A 17,496-nucleotide genomic window follows, 5' to 3' on the forward strand; every position below is an offset into this window, starting at 1 on the left:
ACGGGCGTCATAATTACACAAGTGGGCGTCATTTTTAATGACCCAAAGGGGCCAGATTCCTCTTCCGCAAGTTAAAGTCGCATGAATTAGGCAAGAATTAGATCAGAATTAGCACACCCTAACGTTGACTATTCCAAGGGCTGTAGAAAACCTCTTCTAAGCCACATATGGTGAGCTCATGACTGCTGAACCAATTGTCGCTGGGGTCGATGGACCGGCGTCGGACGCGATGTTAAAACTGGGCCGCTTTTTCACCAAGTGGGACGAGAGCGCTGATTCCCGCGCCGTGTTCCGGGAGGGCGGCCGGGCCGGTGACATCTTCTACCGGGACCGGTGGAGCCATGACAAGGTGGTGCGCTCCACGCACGGCGTGAACTGCACGGGCTCCTGCTCATGGAAGGTTTACGTCAAGGACGGCATCATCACTTGGGAGTCCCAGCAGACCGATTACCCCAGCGTGGGCCCGGACAGCCCCGAGTATGAGCCCCGCGGTTGCCCCCGCGGCGCAGCGTTCTCCTGGTACACCTATTCCCCCACCCGGGTCCGCTTCCCGTATGCCCGCGGCGTGCTGGTAGATATGTACCGTGAGGCCAAGTCCCGTTTGAAGGACCCCGTCCTGGCCTTCGCGGAGGTTGCCGGGGACCCGGAAAAACGCAAAAAGTACCAAAACGCCCGTGGCAAGGGCGGTCTGGTTCGCACCTCGTGGGCTGAGGCCCTGGAAATTGCCGCCGCCGCACACGTGAACACCATCAAGAACTACGGTCCGGACCGTTGCTCCGGCTTCTCCCCAATCCCGGCCATGTCCATGGTCAGCCACACCATCGGCACCCGTTTTGTCCAGCTCGTGGGCGGGGTCATGACTTCCTTCTATGACTGGTATGCCGATCTTCCCGTCGCCAGCCCGCAGGTCTTTGGCGATCAGACGGACGTCCCGGAGTCCGGGGACTGGTGGGATGCCACGTACTTGATGATGTGGGGATCCAACGTACCCGTCACCCGCACCCCTGATGCGCACTGGATGACTGAGGTCCGCTACCGCGGCACGAAGGTCATCGCCATCAGCCCCGATTACGCGGACAACACCAAGTTCGCCGACGAATGGCTCCCGGCCCAGGCGGGCACCGACGCCGCCCTCGCCATGGGCATGGGCCACGTGACGCTCAAGGAGTTCTTCGTGGACCGTCAGGTCCCGTTCTTCCAGGACTACGTGCGCCAGTTCACCGACCTTCCCTTCCTGGTGCGCTTGGAGAAGAACAACGACGGGACTTACAACGCCGGGAAGTTCCTCACCGCCGCCTTCGTCCCCGGCAATGAGCTCGAAGAGGACGCCGCGTTCAAGACGATGCTCTTTGACAAGGTCTCCGGCACGGCCATCATCCCCAACGGAACCCTGGGCCACCGCTATTCCAAGACCGGTGAGGGCAAGTGGAACCTTGACTTGACCGGCATCGAACCGGCCTTGAGCCTGGAGGAAGTCTCCACGGAGTCCGCAGAAGTCCTTCTGCCGTGCTTTGAGGATCCGGGCGGGGCAGGTTCCGTGTTGCGGCGCGGCGTCCCCACCACTGTGGTGGGCGGGCACCTTGTCACCACCGTCTATGACCTCATGCTGGCGCAGTACGGTGTGGGCCGCCCAGGCCTTCCCGGCGACTGGGCCAAGGACTACAACGACACATCCACCCCCTACACCCCGGCGTGGCAGGAGGAGATCACCTCGGTCCCCGCCCAGGCCTGTATCCGCATAGCCCGCGAATTTGCCCGCAACGCCGAGCAATCCAAGGGCCGCTCCATGATCATCATGGGCGCCGGCATCTGCCAGTGGTTCCACGGCGACACCACGTACCGTGCCATTTTGGCCCTTGTCATGTTGACCGGCTGCATGGGTCGCAATGGCGGCGGCTGGGCCCATTATGTGGGCCAGGAAAAGACTCGTCCGCTCACCGGGTGGGTGTCTCTTGCCAACGCTCTTGACTGGTCGCGCCCGCCGCGGACAATGATCGGCACCGGCTATTGGTACATGCACACCGACCAGTGGCGCCAGGACGGGTACTCGGCCGATGCGCTGAAATCGCCCCTGTCCACGGGCAGCCTGGACGGCATGCACACGGCTGACGCCCTGGCGCAGTCCGCCCGGCTTGGCTGGATGCCGTTCTACCCGTTCTTTGACAAAAACCCGCTGGATATCGCCGATCAAGCCATCGCGGCGGTCGCCGCCGGTGAGGCACCCGATGAAAAGACGTGGGTGGCGCAGTCGCTCAAGAGCCGGGCACTGGATCTGGCCATCGAGGACATCGACGCCCCCGAAAACTGGCCCCGCACGCTGATCCTGTGGCGCTCAAACCTGTTTGGCTCCTCCGCCAAGGGCAACGAGTACTTCCTGCGCAATTTGCTCGGCACGCACAATAACGTGATGGGTCAGGACAGTGAGGCCTCGCTGAAGCCAAAAACTGTCAAGTGGCATGAGAAGGGTCCTGAAGGAAAGCTGGACTTCTTGATGTCCGCGGACTTCCGCATGACAAGCACCACGCTGCTTTCCGACGTCGTTTTCCCGGCGGCCACCTGGTACGAGAAGCACGATCTCTCCTCCACTGACATGCACCCGTTTGTGCACGCATTCACCCCGGCCATCGATCCGCCGTGGGAAACCAAAACCGACTTTGAGATGTTCCACCTCCTCGCCGAGGAATTCTCCCGGCAGTCGGCAAAGCACTTGGGCACCCGCAAGGACCTGGTGACCGTGCCCATGATCCACGACACCGTGGGCCAGATCGCCCAGCCAGGCGGGGTGGTCAGCGACTGGCGCGAAGACGGTATTGACGGCGTACCGGGGGCGAACATGCCCAACTTCACTATTGTGGAGCGCGACTACACGGCCATCGCCCACAAGCTGGCCGCCGTCGGGCCCCTGGCAGACAAGCTCGGCTTCACGGTCAAGGACGTCAACTACAAGCTGGACAAAGCCCTGGATCACCTGGCCAAAGCCAACGGGGTCATGATGGGCGGCTACGCACACGGGCGCCCGGCCATTGACACGGACGCGAAAATGGCTGAGGCCATCCTGACGTTCTCCGGCACCTGCAACGGCCAACTCGCCGTTGCGGGCTTCAAAGAGTTGGAGAAGCGCACGGGTGTGAAGCTGGCGGATCTGGCCGAGGGCAGCGAAGAAAAACACATTTCCTTCGCCATGACCCAGGCCGGGCCGGTTCCTGTCATCACGTCCCCGGAATGGTCGGGTTCGGAGACGGGCGGGCGGCGCTACTCACCGTTCACCCAAAACATCGAACGGCTCAAGCCCTTCCATACGCTCACCGGGCGCATGCACTTCTTCCTGGATCACGACTGGATGATCGATATTGGCGAGGCCTTGCCGATCTACCGCCCACCGCTGGATATGCAGCGTTTGTTTGGGGAGCCGAAGTTCGGCCCCAACGGGGAGAAGGAGGTGGTGGTGCGCTACCTCACCCCGCACTCCAAGTGGTCCATTCACTCCGAGTACCAGGACAACCTGCTCATGCTCTCGCTTTCCCGTGGCGGTCCCACGGTGTGGATGAGTCCGCAGGATGCCAAGTCCATCAAGGTCATGGACAACGACTGGGTGGAGGCGGTGAACATGAACGGTGTGTTCGTGGCCCGCGCCGTGGTTAGCCACCGCATGCCAGAGGGTGTGGTGTACGTCTACCATGCCCAGGAACGCACTATCGATGTGCCCAAGTCCGAGGCCACCGGCCGGCGCGGCGGCATCCACAACTCTCTGACCCGGCTGTTGGTCAAGCCGTCTCACCTGATTGGCGCCTACGGGCAACAGACCTACGCGTTCAACTATCTTGGCCCAACAGGTAACCAGCGAGACAACGTTTCCACTATTCGTCGCCGTTCCCAGGAGGTGCAGTACTAATGCGTGTAATGGCTCAAATGGGCATGGTCATGAACTTGGACAAGTGCATTGGCTGCCACACGTGCTCCGTCACGTGCAAGCAGGCATGGACCAACCGGGCAGGGGTGGAATACGTCTGGTTCAACAACGTAGAAACCCGCCCCGGACAAGGCTACCCACGCCGCTACGAGGATCAGGAAAAGTGGAAGGGCGGCTGGGAGCTGAACAAGCGCGGCCGCCTCAAGCTCAAGGCCGGTGGGCGTGTAAAGAAGCTGTTTGGCCTATTCGCCAACCCCATCCAGCCCGAACTCAAGGACTACTACGAGCCCTGGACGTACGACTACAAAACCCTCGTTGACGCCCCCTTGGGCGATGACTTCCCCGTGGCACGGCCCAAGTCCCTGATCACCGGCAAGGACACCAAGATCACATGGAGCGCCAACTGGGATGACGATCTGGGCGGCACCGAGGAAATGGGTCACCTGGACCCGATCGTGGAGAAGGTGCGCCGCGAGTCCGAGGACAAGATCAAGTTCGAGTTCGAGCAGACGTTCATGTTCTACCTGCCCCGCATTTGCGAGCACTGCCTGAACCCCTCCTGCATGGCTTCATGCCCGTCCGGCGCCATTTACAAGCGCGTGGAGGACGGCATTGTTCTGGTGGATCAGGACCAGTGCCGCGGCTGGCGCCAGTGCATGACAGGCTGCCCGTACAAGAAGATCTACTTCAACCACAAGACCGGCAAGGCCGAGAAGTGTACGTTCTGCTACCCGCGCATCGAGGTGGGCCTGCCCACCGTCTGCTCTGAAACCTGCGTTGGCCGGCTGCGGTACTTGGGACTGTTCCTGTACGACGCCGATGCCGTCACCGCTGCTGCCTCGGTCACCGACCCGCAGGATTTGTACCAGGCGCAGATGGATGTGCTGCTGGATCCCAACGATCCCGCCGTCATCAAGGCCGCCCGGGAGCAGGGCATCGCCGAGGACTGGATCGATGCTGCCCAGAAGTCTCCCGTGTATGCGCTGACCAAGGTATACAAGCTGGCTCTTCCATTGCACCCGGAATACCGCACCATGCCCATGGTTTGGTACATCCCGCCGCTCTCCCCCGTGGTTGACCTGCTCCGCGATCAGGGCCACGACGCGGAGGATTCGGGTGTGTTGTTCGGCGCCATTGACGCCTTGCGTATCCCGGTGGAGTACCTGGCGGAGCTGTTCACCGCCGGGGACACGGAGCTTGTCACGGGTGTGCTGCGCAAGCTGGCCGCCATGCGGGCCTACATGCGCGGTATTTCTCTGGGTAACGATCCCGATGAATCCATTCCTGCCTCGGTGGGCATGGACGGGGAAACAATGTATGAGATGTACCGGCTGATGGCGATCGCCAAGTATGAGGAACGCTATGTGATCCCGAAGGCACACGCCGAGCAGGCACATGACCTGGAGGAAATGGGGTGCTCCCTGGACTTCGACGGCGGACCCGGCATGGGCGCCATGGGAGACTCCCCGTTCGGCGAAGCAAGCGGACGCCCCACCCCGGTTGCCGTGGAAACGTTCAATGCGTTGCGAGACCGCCAAACCTCCGACTCCGTCGCGGGGGCAGACACCCTCCGTGGGCGTGTGAACCTGCTCAACTGGGATGGCAACGGTGCACCTGCCGGACTGTTCCCCCAGCATCACCCCACCGAGCCGGACCGCGATGAGCGTGAGGGCGACCTCGAGAGCGCGATCGAAGGCGGTGGCGGTTCATGAGCCGCAAGGATCAGGTGACGTTCCTGGCTGCGGCGTGGTGCCTGTCCTACCCGGATGAGCTGTTGCTGGAACGGGTTCCGCTCATGCGGGCCGCACTCGGCGAGTTCCCCGGAGCCCTGGCCCCGTTCGCCGTGGTGCTTGATTCCTTCCAAGACAATGATTTGATGGCGCTGCAGAGCCAGTACGTCGCAGAGTTCGATCTCGGCAAGCGCCACGCCCTGCACCTCTCCTACTGGACCGACGGCGATACCCGCCGCCGCGGCGAGGTCCTCGGGGCGTTCAAGAAGGTGTACCGCGGTTCCGACACCCTGGTGAACACGCGCGGAGAATTGCCCGACTTTTTGCCCATGGTGCTTGAATTCGCGGCAACCGTTGACATGGCCACAGGTAAAGAATTGTTGCAGCAGTACCGGCCCAGCCTTGAGCTGATCAAATTTGGGCTGCTGCGTGATGACTTGGCGCACACCGAGATTGTGCAAGCCGTTTGCAACACGCTGCCCGGGGCCTCCCCGGCAGATGAACAAGCCGTCATGCGGATGGCAGGCTTCGGCCCGCCCACCGAATCCGTGGGTCTGGACCCTTACGACCCCCGGCTGCTGCCCATGAAAGGGGCATGAGCTATGGATATTTTCCTCTGGGGCGTGCTGCCCTACGTCATGGTTGTCATCTTGGTGGGCGGCTCCCTGTGGCGGTACAAGTTTGATCAGTTTGGCTGGACCACCCGCTCCTCCCAGCTGTACGAGTCCAGGCTGCTGCGGATTGGCTCGCCCATCTTTCACTTTGGATTATTGGCCGTCATTGCCGGGCACTTCTTTGGTCTGGTGATCCCGAAGTCATGGACCGAAGCGGTTGGCATGACGGAGAGCCTGTACCACTTCAACGCGCTTTTTGTTGGCACCATTGCCGGAGTGGGGACGTTGGGTGGCATCATCATCCTCATCATCCGCCGCCGCAAAACCGGCCCGGTTTTCATGGCCACCACCAAGAACGACAAGATGATGTACGTGGTGCTGGTGGCTGCGATCATCTTTGGCTTGTGGACCACATTGGCCAGCGTGTTCTGGCCCTCTCATGACCTGACCTACAGGGACACCGTCTCGCCCTGGTTCCGTTCGTTGTTCATCTTCCAGCCAGATGTGGCCGCCATGGCTGCGGCACCGTTCGCGTTCCACCTTCATACCTTGGTAGGCATGCTGTTGTTCATGGTGTGGCCATTTACCCGTTTGGTTCACGCCTTCACAGCCCCTCTGCACTACTTGTTCCGGCCCTACATCGTCTACCGCTCACGGGACAAGGGGGCCAGCGTGGCAAACCGTCACGGCTGGTCCGACGTTGGCACCCACGACCGCGACACCCAGCACCGCTAGCCCAGGAGAGAGAATGGCACGAGAAACATCCGCACCCGCGCCTGCCCAACAAGCAGTTAAGGGCCAAGCTCTGAACTTAGTTATGGCCACTGCAGCTTCGGTGGTGGCCTTTTGGGCTTGGAACATGATTGCCACCCTGAGCACGCACTACGCCCACAACATGGAGCTCTCTGCAGGGGTCATGGGCGTTCTGGTGGCTATGCCCATCTTTGTGGGCTCGCTAGGGCGCATAGTGGTGGGCGCCATGACGGACAAACACGGTGGACGCGCCCTTTTCACGTTCGTTTTGCTTGCCACCATTCCAACAGTTCTTCTGGTCGCCTTGGGCGGGTCGTTGAACTCCTTCACGATTGTCCTCATTGGCGGGTTTTTACTCGGTGTGGCGGGCACTGTGTTTGCCGTGGGCATTCCCTTTGTCAGCGCCTGGTACCCACCAGCTAGGCGCGGCTTCGCCACGGGCGTCTTTGGTGCCGGTATGGGTGGAACCGCCCTAGCCGCGTTCTTGAACCCGCGTCTGGTGAAGTCCATTGGCTACGTGCCCACTCACTTGCTCGTTGCTGTTTTGCTGGCTGTGATGGCGGTCCTGGTCTGGTTCTTCATGAAGAACGCACCCGATTGGGTACCCAGCAAGGAACCCGTTCTGCCCAAGCTTCTGGATGCCTCTAAGCTGGCTGTCACCTGGAAACTGTGCTTCCTGTACGCGGTGGTCTTTGGCGGCTTTGTCTCCTTCGCAACGTATCTGCCCACCTACCTGCGCGATGTTTACGAATTTGACCCGAGCTCAGCCGGAGCCCGAACTGCCGGATTTGCCCTAGCTGCCGTGCTTGCCCGGCCCATTGGTGGTGTGCTGGCAGATAAAATAGGGTCCAAGCCCGTTGTCATTGCTTCGTTGGCGGGTGTGGCTATTTTGGGCTTCCTGGTAGCCATGGAACCAGCGGCTGACGTTGAAGCTGGCCCCATCTTCATTGGCCTGGCTGCAGCGCTTGGCTTGGGCACCGGCGGCGTCTTTGCTTGGGTGGGCAAACTGTCCCCGGAAGGAAAAATGGGAACTGTGGGCGGCATCGTCAGTGCCGCCGGCGGGCTCGGCGGCTACTTCCCGCCCCTGATCATGGGCATGACGTACAACCCCGACGCCGAAAGCTACAAGTACGCCATTGGTCTTTCACTTCTGGTTGTCACCGCCATGGTGGCCTTGTTGTTCGCGCTGTTCTTTGTTAAAGACCGGGCAAAATCACCAGTGACTTCGGCCATCCCATAGTCCTCCCCCTGTCTTTCCCCCTTTTCCTTCTACCCTGTTCCTCCTTGCCCTTCCTCAAACCCGCAGGCGGCATGCCGGGCACCTGCCCGGCACGCCGCTCCCGTTTTTGACATGGCGGGAAACTTTTTGCTACACATTTTGGCGCAGAGCAGCCCCTAGGTAAAAAATGGCCGCCAATACTGCGTAGGATTGATAGATGTGGTCCTTCGCCTAGGGTCATCCCCAACCGACAGGTGGATAAGTTCCGTGACGTACTCCTCCGCTGGCTCGCCCTTGATGACGCGGATCGCCGAGTTTACTGAGAATTCCATTGCCGCCGGCCGCGCCTACGCCGATGAGGACCGCGTTAGCGACATTGTGTTGGAACCGGCAACGGGCCTGCTCTCCGGCAAGGTGACAGGCACCCAGGTGTACCGGCCCACGGCCAAACTGGTCCGTGAGCACGACGGCGTCATCGCCTGCCGGGTGGGTATCTGCAACTGTTCTATCCGGCAAAACTGTAAGCACGTGGTGGCACTGATTGCTGCGGCCGAACACGATCCCTCATTCACTGACTTTTTTGTCCCGGAAGAATCCCCGCGGGAACCCACCTTCCTAGAAACTCTCTTGGCCAAGGCCAAGGACAGCAAGTCTGCACCTGCCCCGAGCACGGAGATCACTGCAGATAACTCCTGGGAGGCCGCCCTTTCGGCGCTATTGCCCCCCGCAGCCTCCGCCCCCAGCCCGGACACTCCCGCTCTGGGCCTGCAGTTTGAACTTCACGTTCCCCCGCCGCGCTTTTCCTACCGGGGCCGGGGCAGTACGGTTCCCTCCCAGCCGGTCCTGAACGTCCGGCCCGTGGTCATGGGAACCCGCGGCAAGTGGGTCAAATCCGGTGTCAGCTGGTCAACGCTGGGCTACCTCTCCTACGGTGGAGCCCACGATCGCACCCAGCTTGAGTGGCTCACCGAGTTCCTGGCCTCGCATAGCCCCCGCCAAACTAATCACGGAAATGCCGGGGCGTGGCTGTCCTTGAACGACTTTGCCGGCCGGAACCTGTGGCAGCTTCTGGGCACAGCCCACAAGAGCGGGATTGCGCTCATTCATTCCGGCACGGGCGATCCCATCCGGGTCAGTGGCGAAGCCGTGACGCTGCAGCTGGACGTGACCCAGGATGACTCTGGCGCCTTGGATGTTGGCCCGCTAATAGAGCTCGAGGGCGCACCCGTCACCGCCGAAATCGTGGGCCAGATTGGCTCCCCCGTCTATGGCCTGTTCTTTTCCGACCCGGCCGACCCCAATGCAACAGCAACCGCCGCTACTCAAGGCCGCAACGCCGTCGTCCGTGGCAGCGTTACACTGGCTCCGCTGCCGGGGGAAACGTCCCCGCAACTGCTCGAATTTGCGCTGCGCAAGGAAGCCATCCACATTCCGGCGCAGGCCAGGGAGAAATTCCTAACCCACTTCTACCCGTCCCTGAAGCAGACCGCCCCAGTGGTCTCGGCCAATAATTCCGTGGAATTGCCGGCCTACACGGAACCCACGTTGTCCCTGCTGGCAGCCTACGGCAGTGACCATACCGTGCGGCTGCACTGGGAATGGCACTACCCTGTGGGCGCCCGGGTGACGTCGCTGCCGCTGTGGCCCGATCTGGGGGAAACTGCTGTTCGCGACACTGGCGCCGAGGCCCGTCTGCTGGCCAGTGTGGGCGCGCCGTGGGAGGACATCACTGCCATGGGCGTGGCAGCCAATCATGCGTGGGGGGATCCTACACTGGCGGCCACTGCGGCGTTGAGTGATCTGAACACCTTGACCTTCACCGAAATTGTCCTGCCACGTCTGGCGGAGCTGCCCGGCGTTGAGGTGAGCACAACTGGAGATATTGCCAGCTACCGCGAGGTCACTGAGGCTCCCATTGTCACTATTTCCACCAAGGCCACGGATGAGCGGGACTGGTTCGATCTGGGCATTGTGATCACGCTCGAGGGCCAGTACGTCTCCTTTGCTGCCGTGTTCTCCGCCTTGGCCGCCGGCAATACCCGCATGTTGCTGCCCAGCGGCGCCTATTTCTCCTTGGACCGCCCCGAACTGCACCAGCTGCGTGCCTTGATTGATGAGGCTCGCAGCCTCAATGACAACAAGGACGGCGAGCTACGCATCAGCCGCTTCCAGGCCGGGTTGTGGGATGAGCTGGCCCAACTGGGCATTGTGGATGAGCAGGCGCAGGCGTGGCGTGCGGCCGTTTCCGGGCTGCTCGACGGCGGCCCACCCGAGCCGCTGCCGGCTCCTGTCGATTTACATGCAACTCTGCGCCCGTACCAGCTTGAGGGTTTCAACTGGCTGCATTTTTTGTACAGTTACGGGCTTGGCGGCGTGCTGGCTGATGATATGGGCTTGGGTAAAACCGTGCAGACACTGGCGCTGATATGCCAAGTGAAGGCGGATAACCCCGGCCATTCGGAGCCGTTCCTGGTAGTGGCACCCACCTCCGTGGTGGGCAACTGGGCCAGTGAAAGCGTGAAGTTCGCGCCGGGGCTAAAGGTTGTCACCGTTTCAGAAACCTTTGCCAAGTCAGGGCTGGTGTCAGCGGACTTCTTTGCCGGAGCGGACATTGTCATCACCTCCTACGCACTGTTTCGCATAGATTTTGCCGAATACGCGATGCAGCCGTTTGCCGGGTTGATCCTGGATGAGGCCCAGTTCGTCAAGAACCACCAGTCCAAGGCATACCAGTGTGTGCGTAAATTGAAGGCACCCTTCAAACTGGCTGTCACGGGTACTCCCATGGAAAATAACCTCATGGAACTGTGGGCGCTGCTTTCCATTGTGGCCCCGGGCCTGTTCCCCAGCCCCAAGCGTTTTGCTGAGTTCTACCAACGTCCCATTGAGAAGAACGCCGATTCCGAGCTGCTGGGCAAGCTGCGTGCCCGGGTCAAACCGCTTATGCTGCGCCGCACCAAGGAAGCAGTCATTGATGACCTGCCGGCCAAGCAGGAGCAGATTCTAGAAGTTGAACTAAACCCGCGCCACCAGAAGATCTACCAAACACATTTGCAGCGTGAACGGGCCAAGATTTTGGGCTTGCTGGAGGATGTGAACAAAAACCGTTTCACCATCTTCCAATCCCTGACCCTGCTCCGTCAGCTCAGTTTGGATGTCTCTTTGGTAGATGAGGGCCAGGCCGGTGTGCGCTCCTCCAAGTTGGATGTACTTTTTGAACAGTTGGAGGATGTGGTCAAGGAAGGCCACCGCGCCTTGATCTTTAGCCAGTTTACTGGCTTTCTGGGGAAGGTGCGGGAGCGTCTCATTGCCGAGGGCATTGACTTTACTTATCTGGACGGTGGTACCCGGAACAGGGCCGCCGTGGTGGATGAATTCAAGAACGGTGACGCCCCGCTGTTCCTGATCAGCCTCAAAGCTGGTGGTTTCGGCTTAAACCTGACCGAGGCTGACTACGTTTTTATTCTGGATCCCTGGTGGAACCCGGCCTCTGAGGCGCAGGCCGTGGACCGTACACACCGTATTGGGCAAAAGAAGAACGTCATGGTGTACCGGCTGGTTGCCAAGGACACCATCGAGGAAAAGGTCATGGCCCTGAAGGCGAAGAAATCGCAACTGTTCTCGGATGTCATGAGTGGGGATTCGCTCTCCAGCGGGGCCCTGACAGCCACGGATCTGGCGGGCCTGTTCCGCGACTAGCCTCACGTCAAACATCTGTGTGGGCCCACGCACGCGAGGGTCCCCGGCCGAGGAACGAGTCCGGGGAGCGGGTGGTGGGCCCCCGCCCGCGAGGGTCCCCGGCCGAGGAACGAGTCCGGGGAGCGGGTGGTGGGCCCACGCCCGCGAGGGTCCCCGGCCGAGGAACGAGTCCGGGGAGCGGGTGGGGACTAGCGTTGCGGGCGCCAGATCACCATGGCCTGGCTACGAGGGCGCGGACGTTGTCCGCGGGCAAGGGCCACAATGTCCCCGCCTGTCAGTCCTGCGGCAAAAACCCTGCTATTGGCACGTAGCGGCCGCGATTCCATTTCGGCGCTCACTGCTTCGAGCTGTTGGCTTAGCTCCAGCACTTTGCTCCGCAACGCATCAACCTGATTCTCCAACTCCATGATGCGCCGAATTCCCTCCAGCGACACGCCCTCCTGAGAGAGCCTCTGCACTTCGCGGAGCATCTCCACGTCATGCTGGGAGTACCGGCGAGCCCGTCCCGGAGCACGGTTGGGCTTAACGATGCCCAAACGATCGTACTGGCGCAGCGTCTGCGGGTGCATCTCCGCCAATTCGGCCGCCACGGAAATCACAAAGATGGGGGCATACTGATCAACAATCATTGCAATTTCCTTTCCAACGGTGGGCCCAATCGGGCAGGCGGGGATTAGAGTTTGGCTTTTTCCGCCAACGCTGCGCGAGGATCGCCATCTGCTGTTGCTTGGGCGAAGGCGCGCACCGCCTCTTCGGCTTCCTTGCTGAGCTTTTGCGGAACTGCCACGTCGATCGTGACGAGCAGATCACCGTCGCCCTTTTTAGTTTTGACGCCGGCACCCTTGACCCGCAAGGTGCGGCCCGACGGCGTCCCGGCAGGAACACGGACGCGCACCGTGTCCCCGGTGAGGGTGGGGACACTGATATCGGCTCCCAGCGCGGCTTCCGGGAAGGTGACCGGGACGTGGATGCGGATATTGTTCCCGTCCCGCTGGAAGAACTCATGGGCTTTGACATTGACTGTGACCATCAAGTCGCCGGGGCCGGCAGCGCCTTGTTGCCCCTTGCCTTTGACCCGGACCTTCTGGCCATCCTTGATGCCCGCGGGGATGCGCACATCGATGACCTCACCATTGGGCTCACGCAGGGCAATCTTGGTTCCGTGGATGGAGCCGCCAAAGGAGATGGACGTGCTGGCAGTTCGGTCTGCACCCTTGGTGGGTGTGGGCTGGAAACCGCCACCGCCGCCAAATCCGCCACCAAAAAGGTCTGCGAATTCCGGCGGTAGGCCGGAGCCGCCAAACCCCGGATTCCCCCGGGGATTGCCGCGGGGTGCGCCACGTCCGCCACCAAAGAGGTCTCCAAAGACGTCTTCAAAACCTCCGCCACTATGGCCCGCGCCGCCGGCACTGAACCGGGCGCCTCCACCCATGGCACGGATGGCATCGTACTGCTCGCGGTCTTCCTTGCTGGAAAGCACTGAATACGCTTCGGAGACGTCCTTGAAAGTCTTTTCCGCTTGGGGATCACCGGAGTTGGTATCCGGGTGATACTTGCGGGCCAACTTTCGGTAGGCCTTCTTGATCTCGGCCTCCGATGCATCTTTGGACACACCAAGGATTTTATAAAAGTCTTTCTCGACCCAATCCTGACTTGCCAAGACGCCTCCTTCCTAAAAATTTGTGGGGTAATGCTTGGGCCCACGCGCCCGAGGGCCCTGGCTGAATCCGCGCCAGCGGATTCAGCCAGGGAGGGCGTGGGGATTAGGCTTCGGGAACTGCCACGATCACCTGTGCGGCGCGCAGGATACGCTCGCCGGACTTGTAACCGTTGCGCAGCACCTGGCTGACAGTGTCAACTTCAATATCAGCTCCGGGCTGCTGGATCAGTGCCTCGTGGACCGTGGGGTCGAACGGAACACCAACGGCGGCGATCTTCTCCAAGCCATAGGTACTCAACACTGTTTCCAGCTTCGTGGCAATGGCCGCAAACGGGCCATCCACCAGATCGCCGTGGGCGCGTGCTGCGTCGATGTCATCCATCACGGGCAACACCGAGTTCAGCACGCCAATGACAGCCATCTGGCCGGCAACTGCCCGGTCGCGCTCAACACGCTTGCGGTAGTTGACGTACTCGGCCTGCAAGCGAAGAAGGTCATTCTTTAGCTCAATAACCTCGTCAGCTTCGCTACCCTGAGCCACGGATTCTTCCGCCGGAACCTCAACGCCGTTGAGGATCTCCTCGGCCTGGGCCAGGGCATCTCCCTCGGCTGCGGAGTTCTCGGCTGCAGGGGTCTGGGCGGGCTCGCCAACAGGGGCGTCCTCCGGGACCTCTTCGGGGTTTACGGACTCAGACATACTTACTTCGCTTCGTCTTCGTCGATGATCTCGGCGTCAACGATGTCCTCGTCAGCAGCCGCTGCACCAGCAGCGCCTTCGGAAGGCTCTCCGGCGTCGGCCGCTGCACCCTCAGCGGCAGCTGCGGCGTAGATGGCCTCGCCCAGCGAGGACTGTGAAGCCTGCAGCTTCTCAAACGCGGTCTTTACGGCTGCATCGTCATCGCCTGCAAGAGCGGTCTTCAAAGCGGTGACATCTTCCTTGACAGGGTTCTTGACCTCGTCGGAGAGCTTGTCATCGTTATCGGCCAGGACCTTGTCCACCGAGTAGTGCAGCTGCTCTGCGGAGTTACGCAGATCAGCTGCCTCACGGCGTACCTTGTCCTCGGCTGCGTGCTCTTCAGCTTCGCGAACCATGCGCTCAATGTCATCCTTGGACAGTGAGGAGCCGCCCGTGATGGTCATGGACTGCTCAACACCGGTGCCCTTGTCCTTGGCGGAAACGTGCACAATACCGTTGGCGTCAATGTCGAAGGTGACCTCAACCTGCGGGACGCCGCGCGGAGCCGGTGCAATACCGGTCAGCTCGAACGTGCCCAGCGGCTTGTTGTCGCGAGTGAACTGACGCTCACCCTGGAAGACCTGGATGGCAACCGAGGGCTGGTTGTCATCAGCGGTGGTGAAGGTCTCGGAACGCTTTGTGGGGATAGCAGTGTTGCGCTCGATCAGGTTAGTCATGACACCACCCTTGGTTTCAATACCCAAGGACAGCGGGGTGACGTCGATCAGCAGAACGTCTTTGCGCTCGCCCTTCAACACACCGGCCTGCAGTGCGGCACCAACGGCCACAACCTCATCCGGGTTGACACCCTTGTTGGGCTCCTTGCCCCCAGCGAGTTCCTTGACCAGTTCTACGACGGCAGGCATGCGGGTGGAGCCACCAACGAGCACAATGTGATCGATGTCAGAAACCTTGATGTTGGCTTCCTTGATGACGTCGTTGAACGGCTTCTTGGTGCGCTCGAGCAGGTCCTTGGTCAGGTCCTGGAGCTTGGCGCGGGTCAGCTGCTCATCCAAGTGCACCGGTCCGTCAGCGGTAACGGAGAGGTACTGCAGTGAGATGTTGGTGCTGGAGGCCGAGGAGAGTTCCTTCTTGGCCTGCTCAGCTGATTCCTTCAGACGCTGCAGGGCGATCTTGTCCTTGGACAGGTCAATGCCCTTGACCTTGAGCTGGTTCAGCAAGAAGTCAACGATCCGCTGATCCCAGTCATCGCCACCGAGGCGGTTATCGCCGTAGGTTGCGCGCACCTGGATGGTGGAGAAATCGTCTTCGTCCTTGCCAACTTCGAGCAGGGAAACATCGAACGTTCCGCCACCGAGGTCGAAGACCAGGATGAGCTCGTCTTCCTTGCCCTTTTCCAAGCCGTAAGCCAGCGCGGCAGCGGTGGGCTCGTTGACAATGCGCAGCACGTTCAAGCCCGCGATTTCGCCGGCTTCCTTCGTGGCCTGGCGCTCGGCGTCGTTGAAGTAGGCCGGGACGGTAACAACAGCGTCGGTGACCTTTTCGCCCAGGTACGCTTCGGCGTCGTTCTTGAGCTTCATCAGGATACGGGCGGAGACTTCCTGCGCCGTGTACTTCTTGTCATCGATCGCGATGGACCAGTCAGTGCCCATGTGGCGCTTGACGGATGAGATGGTGCGGTCAATGTTGTTGACGGCCTGGCGCTTGGCAATTTCGCCTACCAGGACTTCGCCGGTCTTGGAGAAGGCAACAACGGAAGGTGTGGTGCGTCCGCCTTCAGCGTTGGCAATAACGGTGGGCTCGCCACCTTCCAGGACCGATACAACCGAGTTGGTGGTTCCGAGGTCAATACCTACGGCACGTGACATAAGTGGTTCCTTTCATGGGCCGCTGCCTAAACTTTTCCGTCTGCCCGGTAGGGTGCGGTTTCGCTCACCAGCGGTATTGAGCGTTCTGCACTCAACTTTACTCAGACTCATCCCGGTGTCAAATAGAGTTGAGTGTAGTTGGCTCAACTTTCACTTTAGGCGAACACGTACTGCGTCGGATGGTCGGTTTTGGTGGTCTGCACCACTATTTTCTGGGGTACTTGAGCAACGGGCGGGCCGGCCTGGCTGAAGCGGCGCACAGTTCGTATGGCAACCGTGCGTAGAAACCATCCTGCGCATGGTTACCCTGCGAACGGTGCGCGGGTCCAACTTATGACAGGGCCTAGCGGCTACGTCCCGGCAGGCGTACGCTCCTTTTCATGAATCAGCACACGACGCCGTCGTGCCACGCAGGCACGCAACAGCCGGGAGCTCAGCCATCACGCGACCAGCAGCCGGAACCGGCGAACCAGGACGTGTACACACACGGACATCATGCGAGCGTGCTGCGCTCCCACATGGCCCGCACTGCCGAAAACTCTGCAACATACTTGATCCCGCACCTCACCCACGGGCTCAGCGTGCTGGATGTTGGCTCCGGCCCAGGCACCATCACAGCAGATTTTGCCCGGCTAGTGGCGCCGGGGCAGGCGGTGGGGATTGACCGCTCACCGGAAGTTGTGGCTGCTGCAACCGCGCTGGCCCGGGAACAGCATTTAAGCAATCTCAGCTTCGAGATGGGGGATGTTTACAAGCTGAACTTTCCCAATGACAGCTTCGACGTGGTCCACGCCCACCAGGTTCTGCAGCATCTGAGCGATCCTGTGGCGGCACTGAAAGAGATGCGCCGGGTGGCGAAACCGGGTGGCATAGTGGCCGTTCGAGATGCCGATTTTCACGGTATGTTCTGGTACCCCCAGCTGCCCGAAATGGAGCAGTGGATGTCCCTGTATCAGCAGGTAGCCCGGCACAACCAGGCTGAACCGGACGCTGGCCGGCGGTTGCTGCACTGGGTCCAGGCTGCCGGATTCACCGATATCACGCCGTCGAGCACCACTTGGTTGTACGCGACAGCCGACGAACGCACCTGGTTGGCTGGAGTGTGGGCGGATCGGGTGACAGGATCCACATTCGCCGAACAAGCCATTGCCTATGGTCTCGCCGATACCGCAACCCTGCAGCATATCTCGGCTGCCTGGCGCAGTTGGGGTAGTGCACCTGATGGCTGGTTCGCCATGCCCAACGGGGAAGTTATAGCCCGAGCCTAATCCGGGCGTACCAGCGGGCCCGGCAGGGCATTTACCACGCCTGACGGGGCCGGGGCCGCTACTACTCAGCTGTACCAG

11 protein-coding genes are annotated in these 17,496 nt (G+C 61.0%); 7 read left to right on the forward strand and 4 right to left on the reverse strand.

Annotated features, from left to right (window positions below; translation table 11 throughout):
- Window positions 1-178: 178 nt before the first annotated feature.
- From CVS29_RS04815 to CVS29_RS04840, 6 genes are all read left to right on the forward strand, one after another.
- Window positions 179-3,892 (forward strand): nitrate reductase subunit alpha, encoded by a 3,714-nt coding sequence (locus CVS29_RS04815; RefSeq protein WP_211315089.1) that lies wholly within the window; start codon window positions 179-181, stop codon window positions 3,890-3,892.
- On the forward strand, window positions 3,892-5,622 hold the full coding sequence (gene narH / locus CVS29_RS04820) for a nitrate reductase subunit beta (RefSeq protein WP_110105194.1): 1,731 nt from the start codon (window positions 3,892-3,894) through the stop codon (window positions 5,620-5,622). Before CVS29_RS04815 ends, narH begins: the two co-directional genes overlap by 1 nt.
- The gene (gene narJ / locus CVS29_RS04825; protein WP_110105195.1) at window positions 5,619-6,239 is read left to right on the forward strand and encodes a nitrate reductase molybdenum cofactor assembly chaperone; all 621 of its coding nucleotides are present in this window, start codon (window positions 5,619-5,621) and stop codon (window positions 6,237-6,239) included. The genes narH and narJ overlap by 4 nt, the downstream gene beginning before the upstream one ends.
- Before the next feature lie 3 nt (window positions 6,240-6,242).
- Window positions 6,243-6,989, forward strand: a complete 747-nt coding sequence (narI, locus tag CVS29_RS04830; RefSeq protein ID WP_110105196.1) for a respiratory nitrate reductase subunit gamma — start codon at window positions 6,243-6,245, stop codon at window positions 6,987-6,989.
- Window positions 6,990-7,002: 13 nt separating this feature from the next.
- A complete protein-coding gene (locus CVS29_RS04835) occupies window positions 7,003-8,247 on the forward strand; it encodes an MFS transporter (RefSeq protein WP_110105197.1) in 1,245 nt (414 codons plus the stop codon).
- Between the two features lie 276 nt (window positions 8,248-8,523).
- Window positions 8,524-11,925, forward strand: coding sequence for a DEAD/DEAH box helicase (locus CVS29_RS04840; protein WP_110105350.1), 3,402 nt, complete (start codon window positions 8,524-8,526; stop codon window positions 11,923-11,925).
- 188 nt (window positions 11,926-12,113) lie between these two features.
- On the opposite strand, the gene CVS29_RS04845 is transcribed toward CVS29_RS04840, so the two are convergent.
- From CVS29_RS04845 to dnaK, 4 genes are all read right to left on the reverse strand, one after another.
- The gene (locus CVS29_RS04845) at window positions 12,114-12,554 is read right to left on the reverse strand and encodes a heat shock protein transcriptional repressor HspR (RefSeq protein ID WP_110105198.1); all 441 of its coding nucleotides are present in this window, start codon (window positions 12,552-12,554) and stop codon (window positions 12,114-12,116) included.
- A gap of 44 nt (window positions 12,555-12,598) precedes the next feature.
- Entirely contained in the window at window positions 12,599-13,585 is a 987-nt protein-coding gene (locus CVS29_RS04850; RefSeq protein ID WP_110105199.1) for a DnaJ C-terminal domain-containing protein, read from the reverse strand.
- Window positions 13,586-13,688: 103 nt separating this feature from the next.
- Window positions 13,689-14,282, reverse strand: a complete 594-nt coding sequence (locus CVS29_RS04855; RefSeq protein WP_110105200.1) for a nucleotide exchange factor GrpE — start codon at window positions 14,280-14,282, stop codon at window positions 13,689-13,691.
- A 2-nt stretch (window positions 14,283-14,284) separates the two neighbouring features.
- On the reverse strand, window positions 14,285-16,150 hold the full coding sequence (gene dnaK, locus CVS29_RS04860; RefSeq protein WP_110105201.1) for a molecular chaperone DnaK: 1,866 nt from the start codon (window positions 16,148-16,150) through the stop codon (window positions 14,285-14,287).
- Between the two features lie 380 nt (window positions 16,151-16,530).
- Between dnaK and CVS29_RS04865 the strand changes: the two genes are divergently transcribed.
- Window positions 16,531-17,418 carry a methyltransferase domain-containing protein gene (locus CVS29_RS04865; protein WP_110105202.1) on the forward strand — a complete coding sequence of 296 codons (888 nt, stop codon included), beginning with the start codon at window positions 16,531-16,533 and terminating at the stop codon, window positions 17,416-17,418.
- Window positions 17,419-17,496 lie beyond the last annotated feature (78 nt).

The organism is Arthrobacter psychrochitiniphilus (assembly GCF_003185915.1).
In the GTDB taxonomy this organism is placed as follows: Bacteria; Actinomycetota; Actinomycetes; order Actinomycetales; family Micrococcaceae; genus Specibacter; species Specibacter psychrochitiniphilus.

Bases quoted from the DNA above. Each gene is read 5' to 3' on its own strand.
- CVS29_RS04815 (WP_211315089.1), top strand. From the start codon at position 179: ATGACTGCTGAACCAATTGTCGCTGGGGTCGATGGACCGGCGTCGGAC.
- narH (WP_110105194.1), top strand. From the start codon at position 3,892: ATGCGTGTAATGGCTCAAATGGGCATGGTCATGAACTTGGACAAGTGC.
- narJ (WP_110105195.1), top strand. From the start codon at position 5,619: ATGAGCCGCAAGGATCAGGTGACGTTCCTGGCTGCGGCGTGGTGCCTG.
- narI (WP_110105196.1), top strand. From the start codon at position 6,243: ATGGATATTTTCCTCTGGGGCGTGCTGCCCTACGTCATGGTTGTCATC.
- CVS29_RS04835 (WP_110105197.1), top strand. From the start codon at position 7,003: ATGGCACGAGAAACATCCGCACCCGCGCCTGCCCAACAAGCAGTTAAG.
- CVS29_RS04840 (WP_110105350.1), top strand. From the start codon at position 8,524: ATGACGCGGATCGCCGAGTTTACTGAGAATTCCATTGCCGCCGGCCGC.
- CVS29_RS04845 (WP_110105198.1), bottom strand. From the start codon at position 12,554: ATGATTGTTGATCAGTATGCCCCCATCTTTGTGATTTCCGTGGCGGCC.
- CVS29_RS04855 (WP_110105200.1), bottom strand. From the start codon at position 14,282: ATGTCTGAGTCCGTAAACCCCGAAGAGGTCCCGGAGGACGCCCCTGTT.
- dnaK (WP_110105201.1), bottom strand. From the start codon at position 16,150: ATGTCACGTGCCGTAGGTATTGACCTCGGAACCACCAACTCGGTTGTA.
- CVS29_RS04865 (WP_110105202.1), top strand. From the start codon at position 16,531: ATGAATCAGCACACGACGCCGTCGTGCCACGCAGGCACGCAACAGCCG.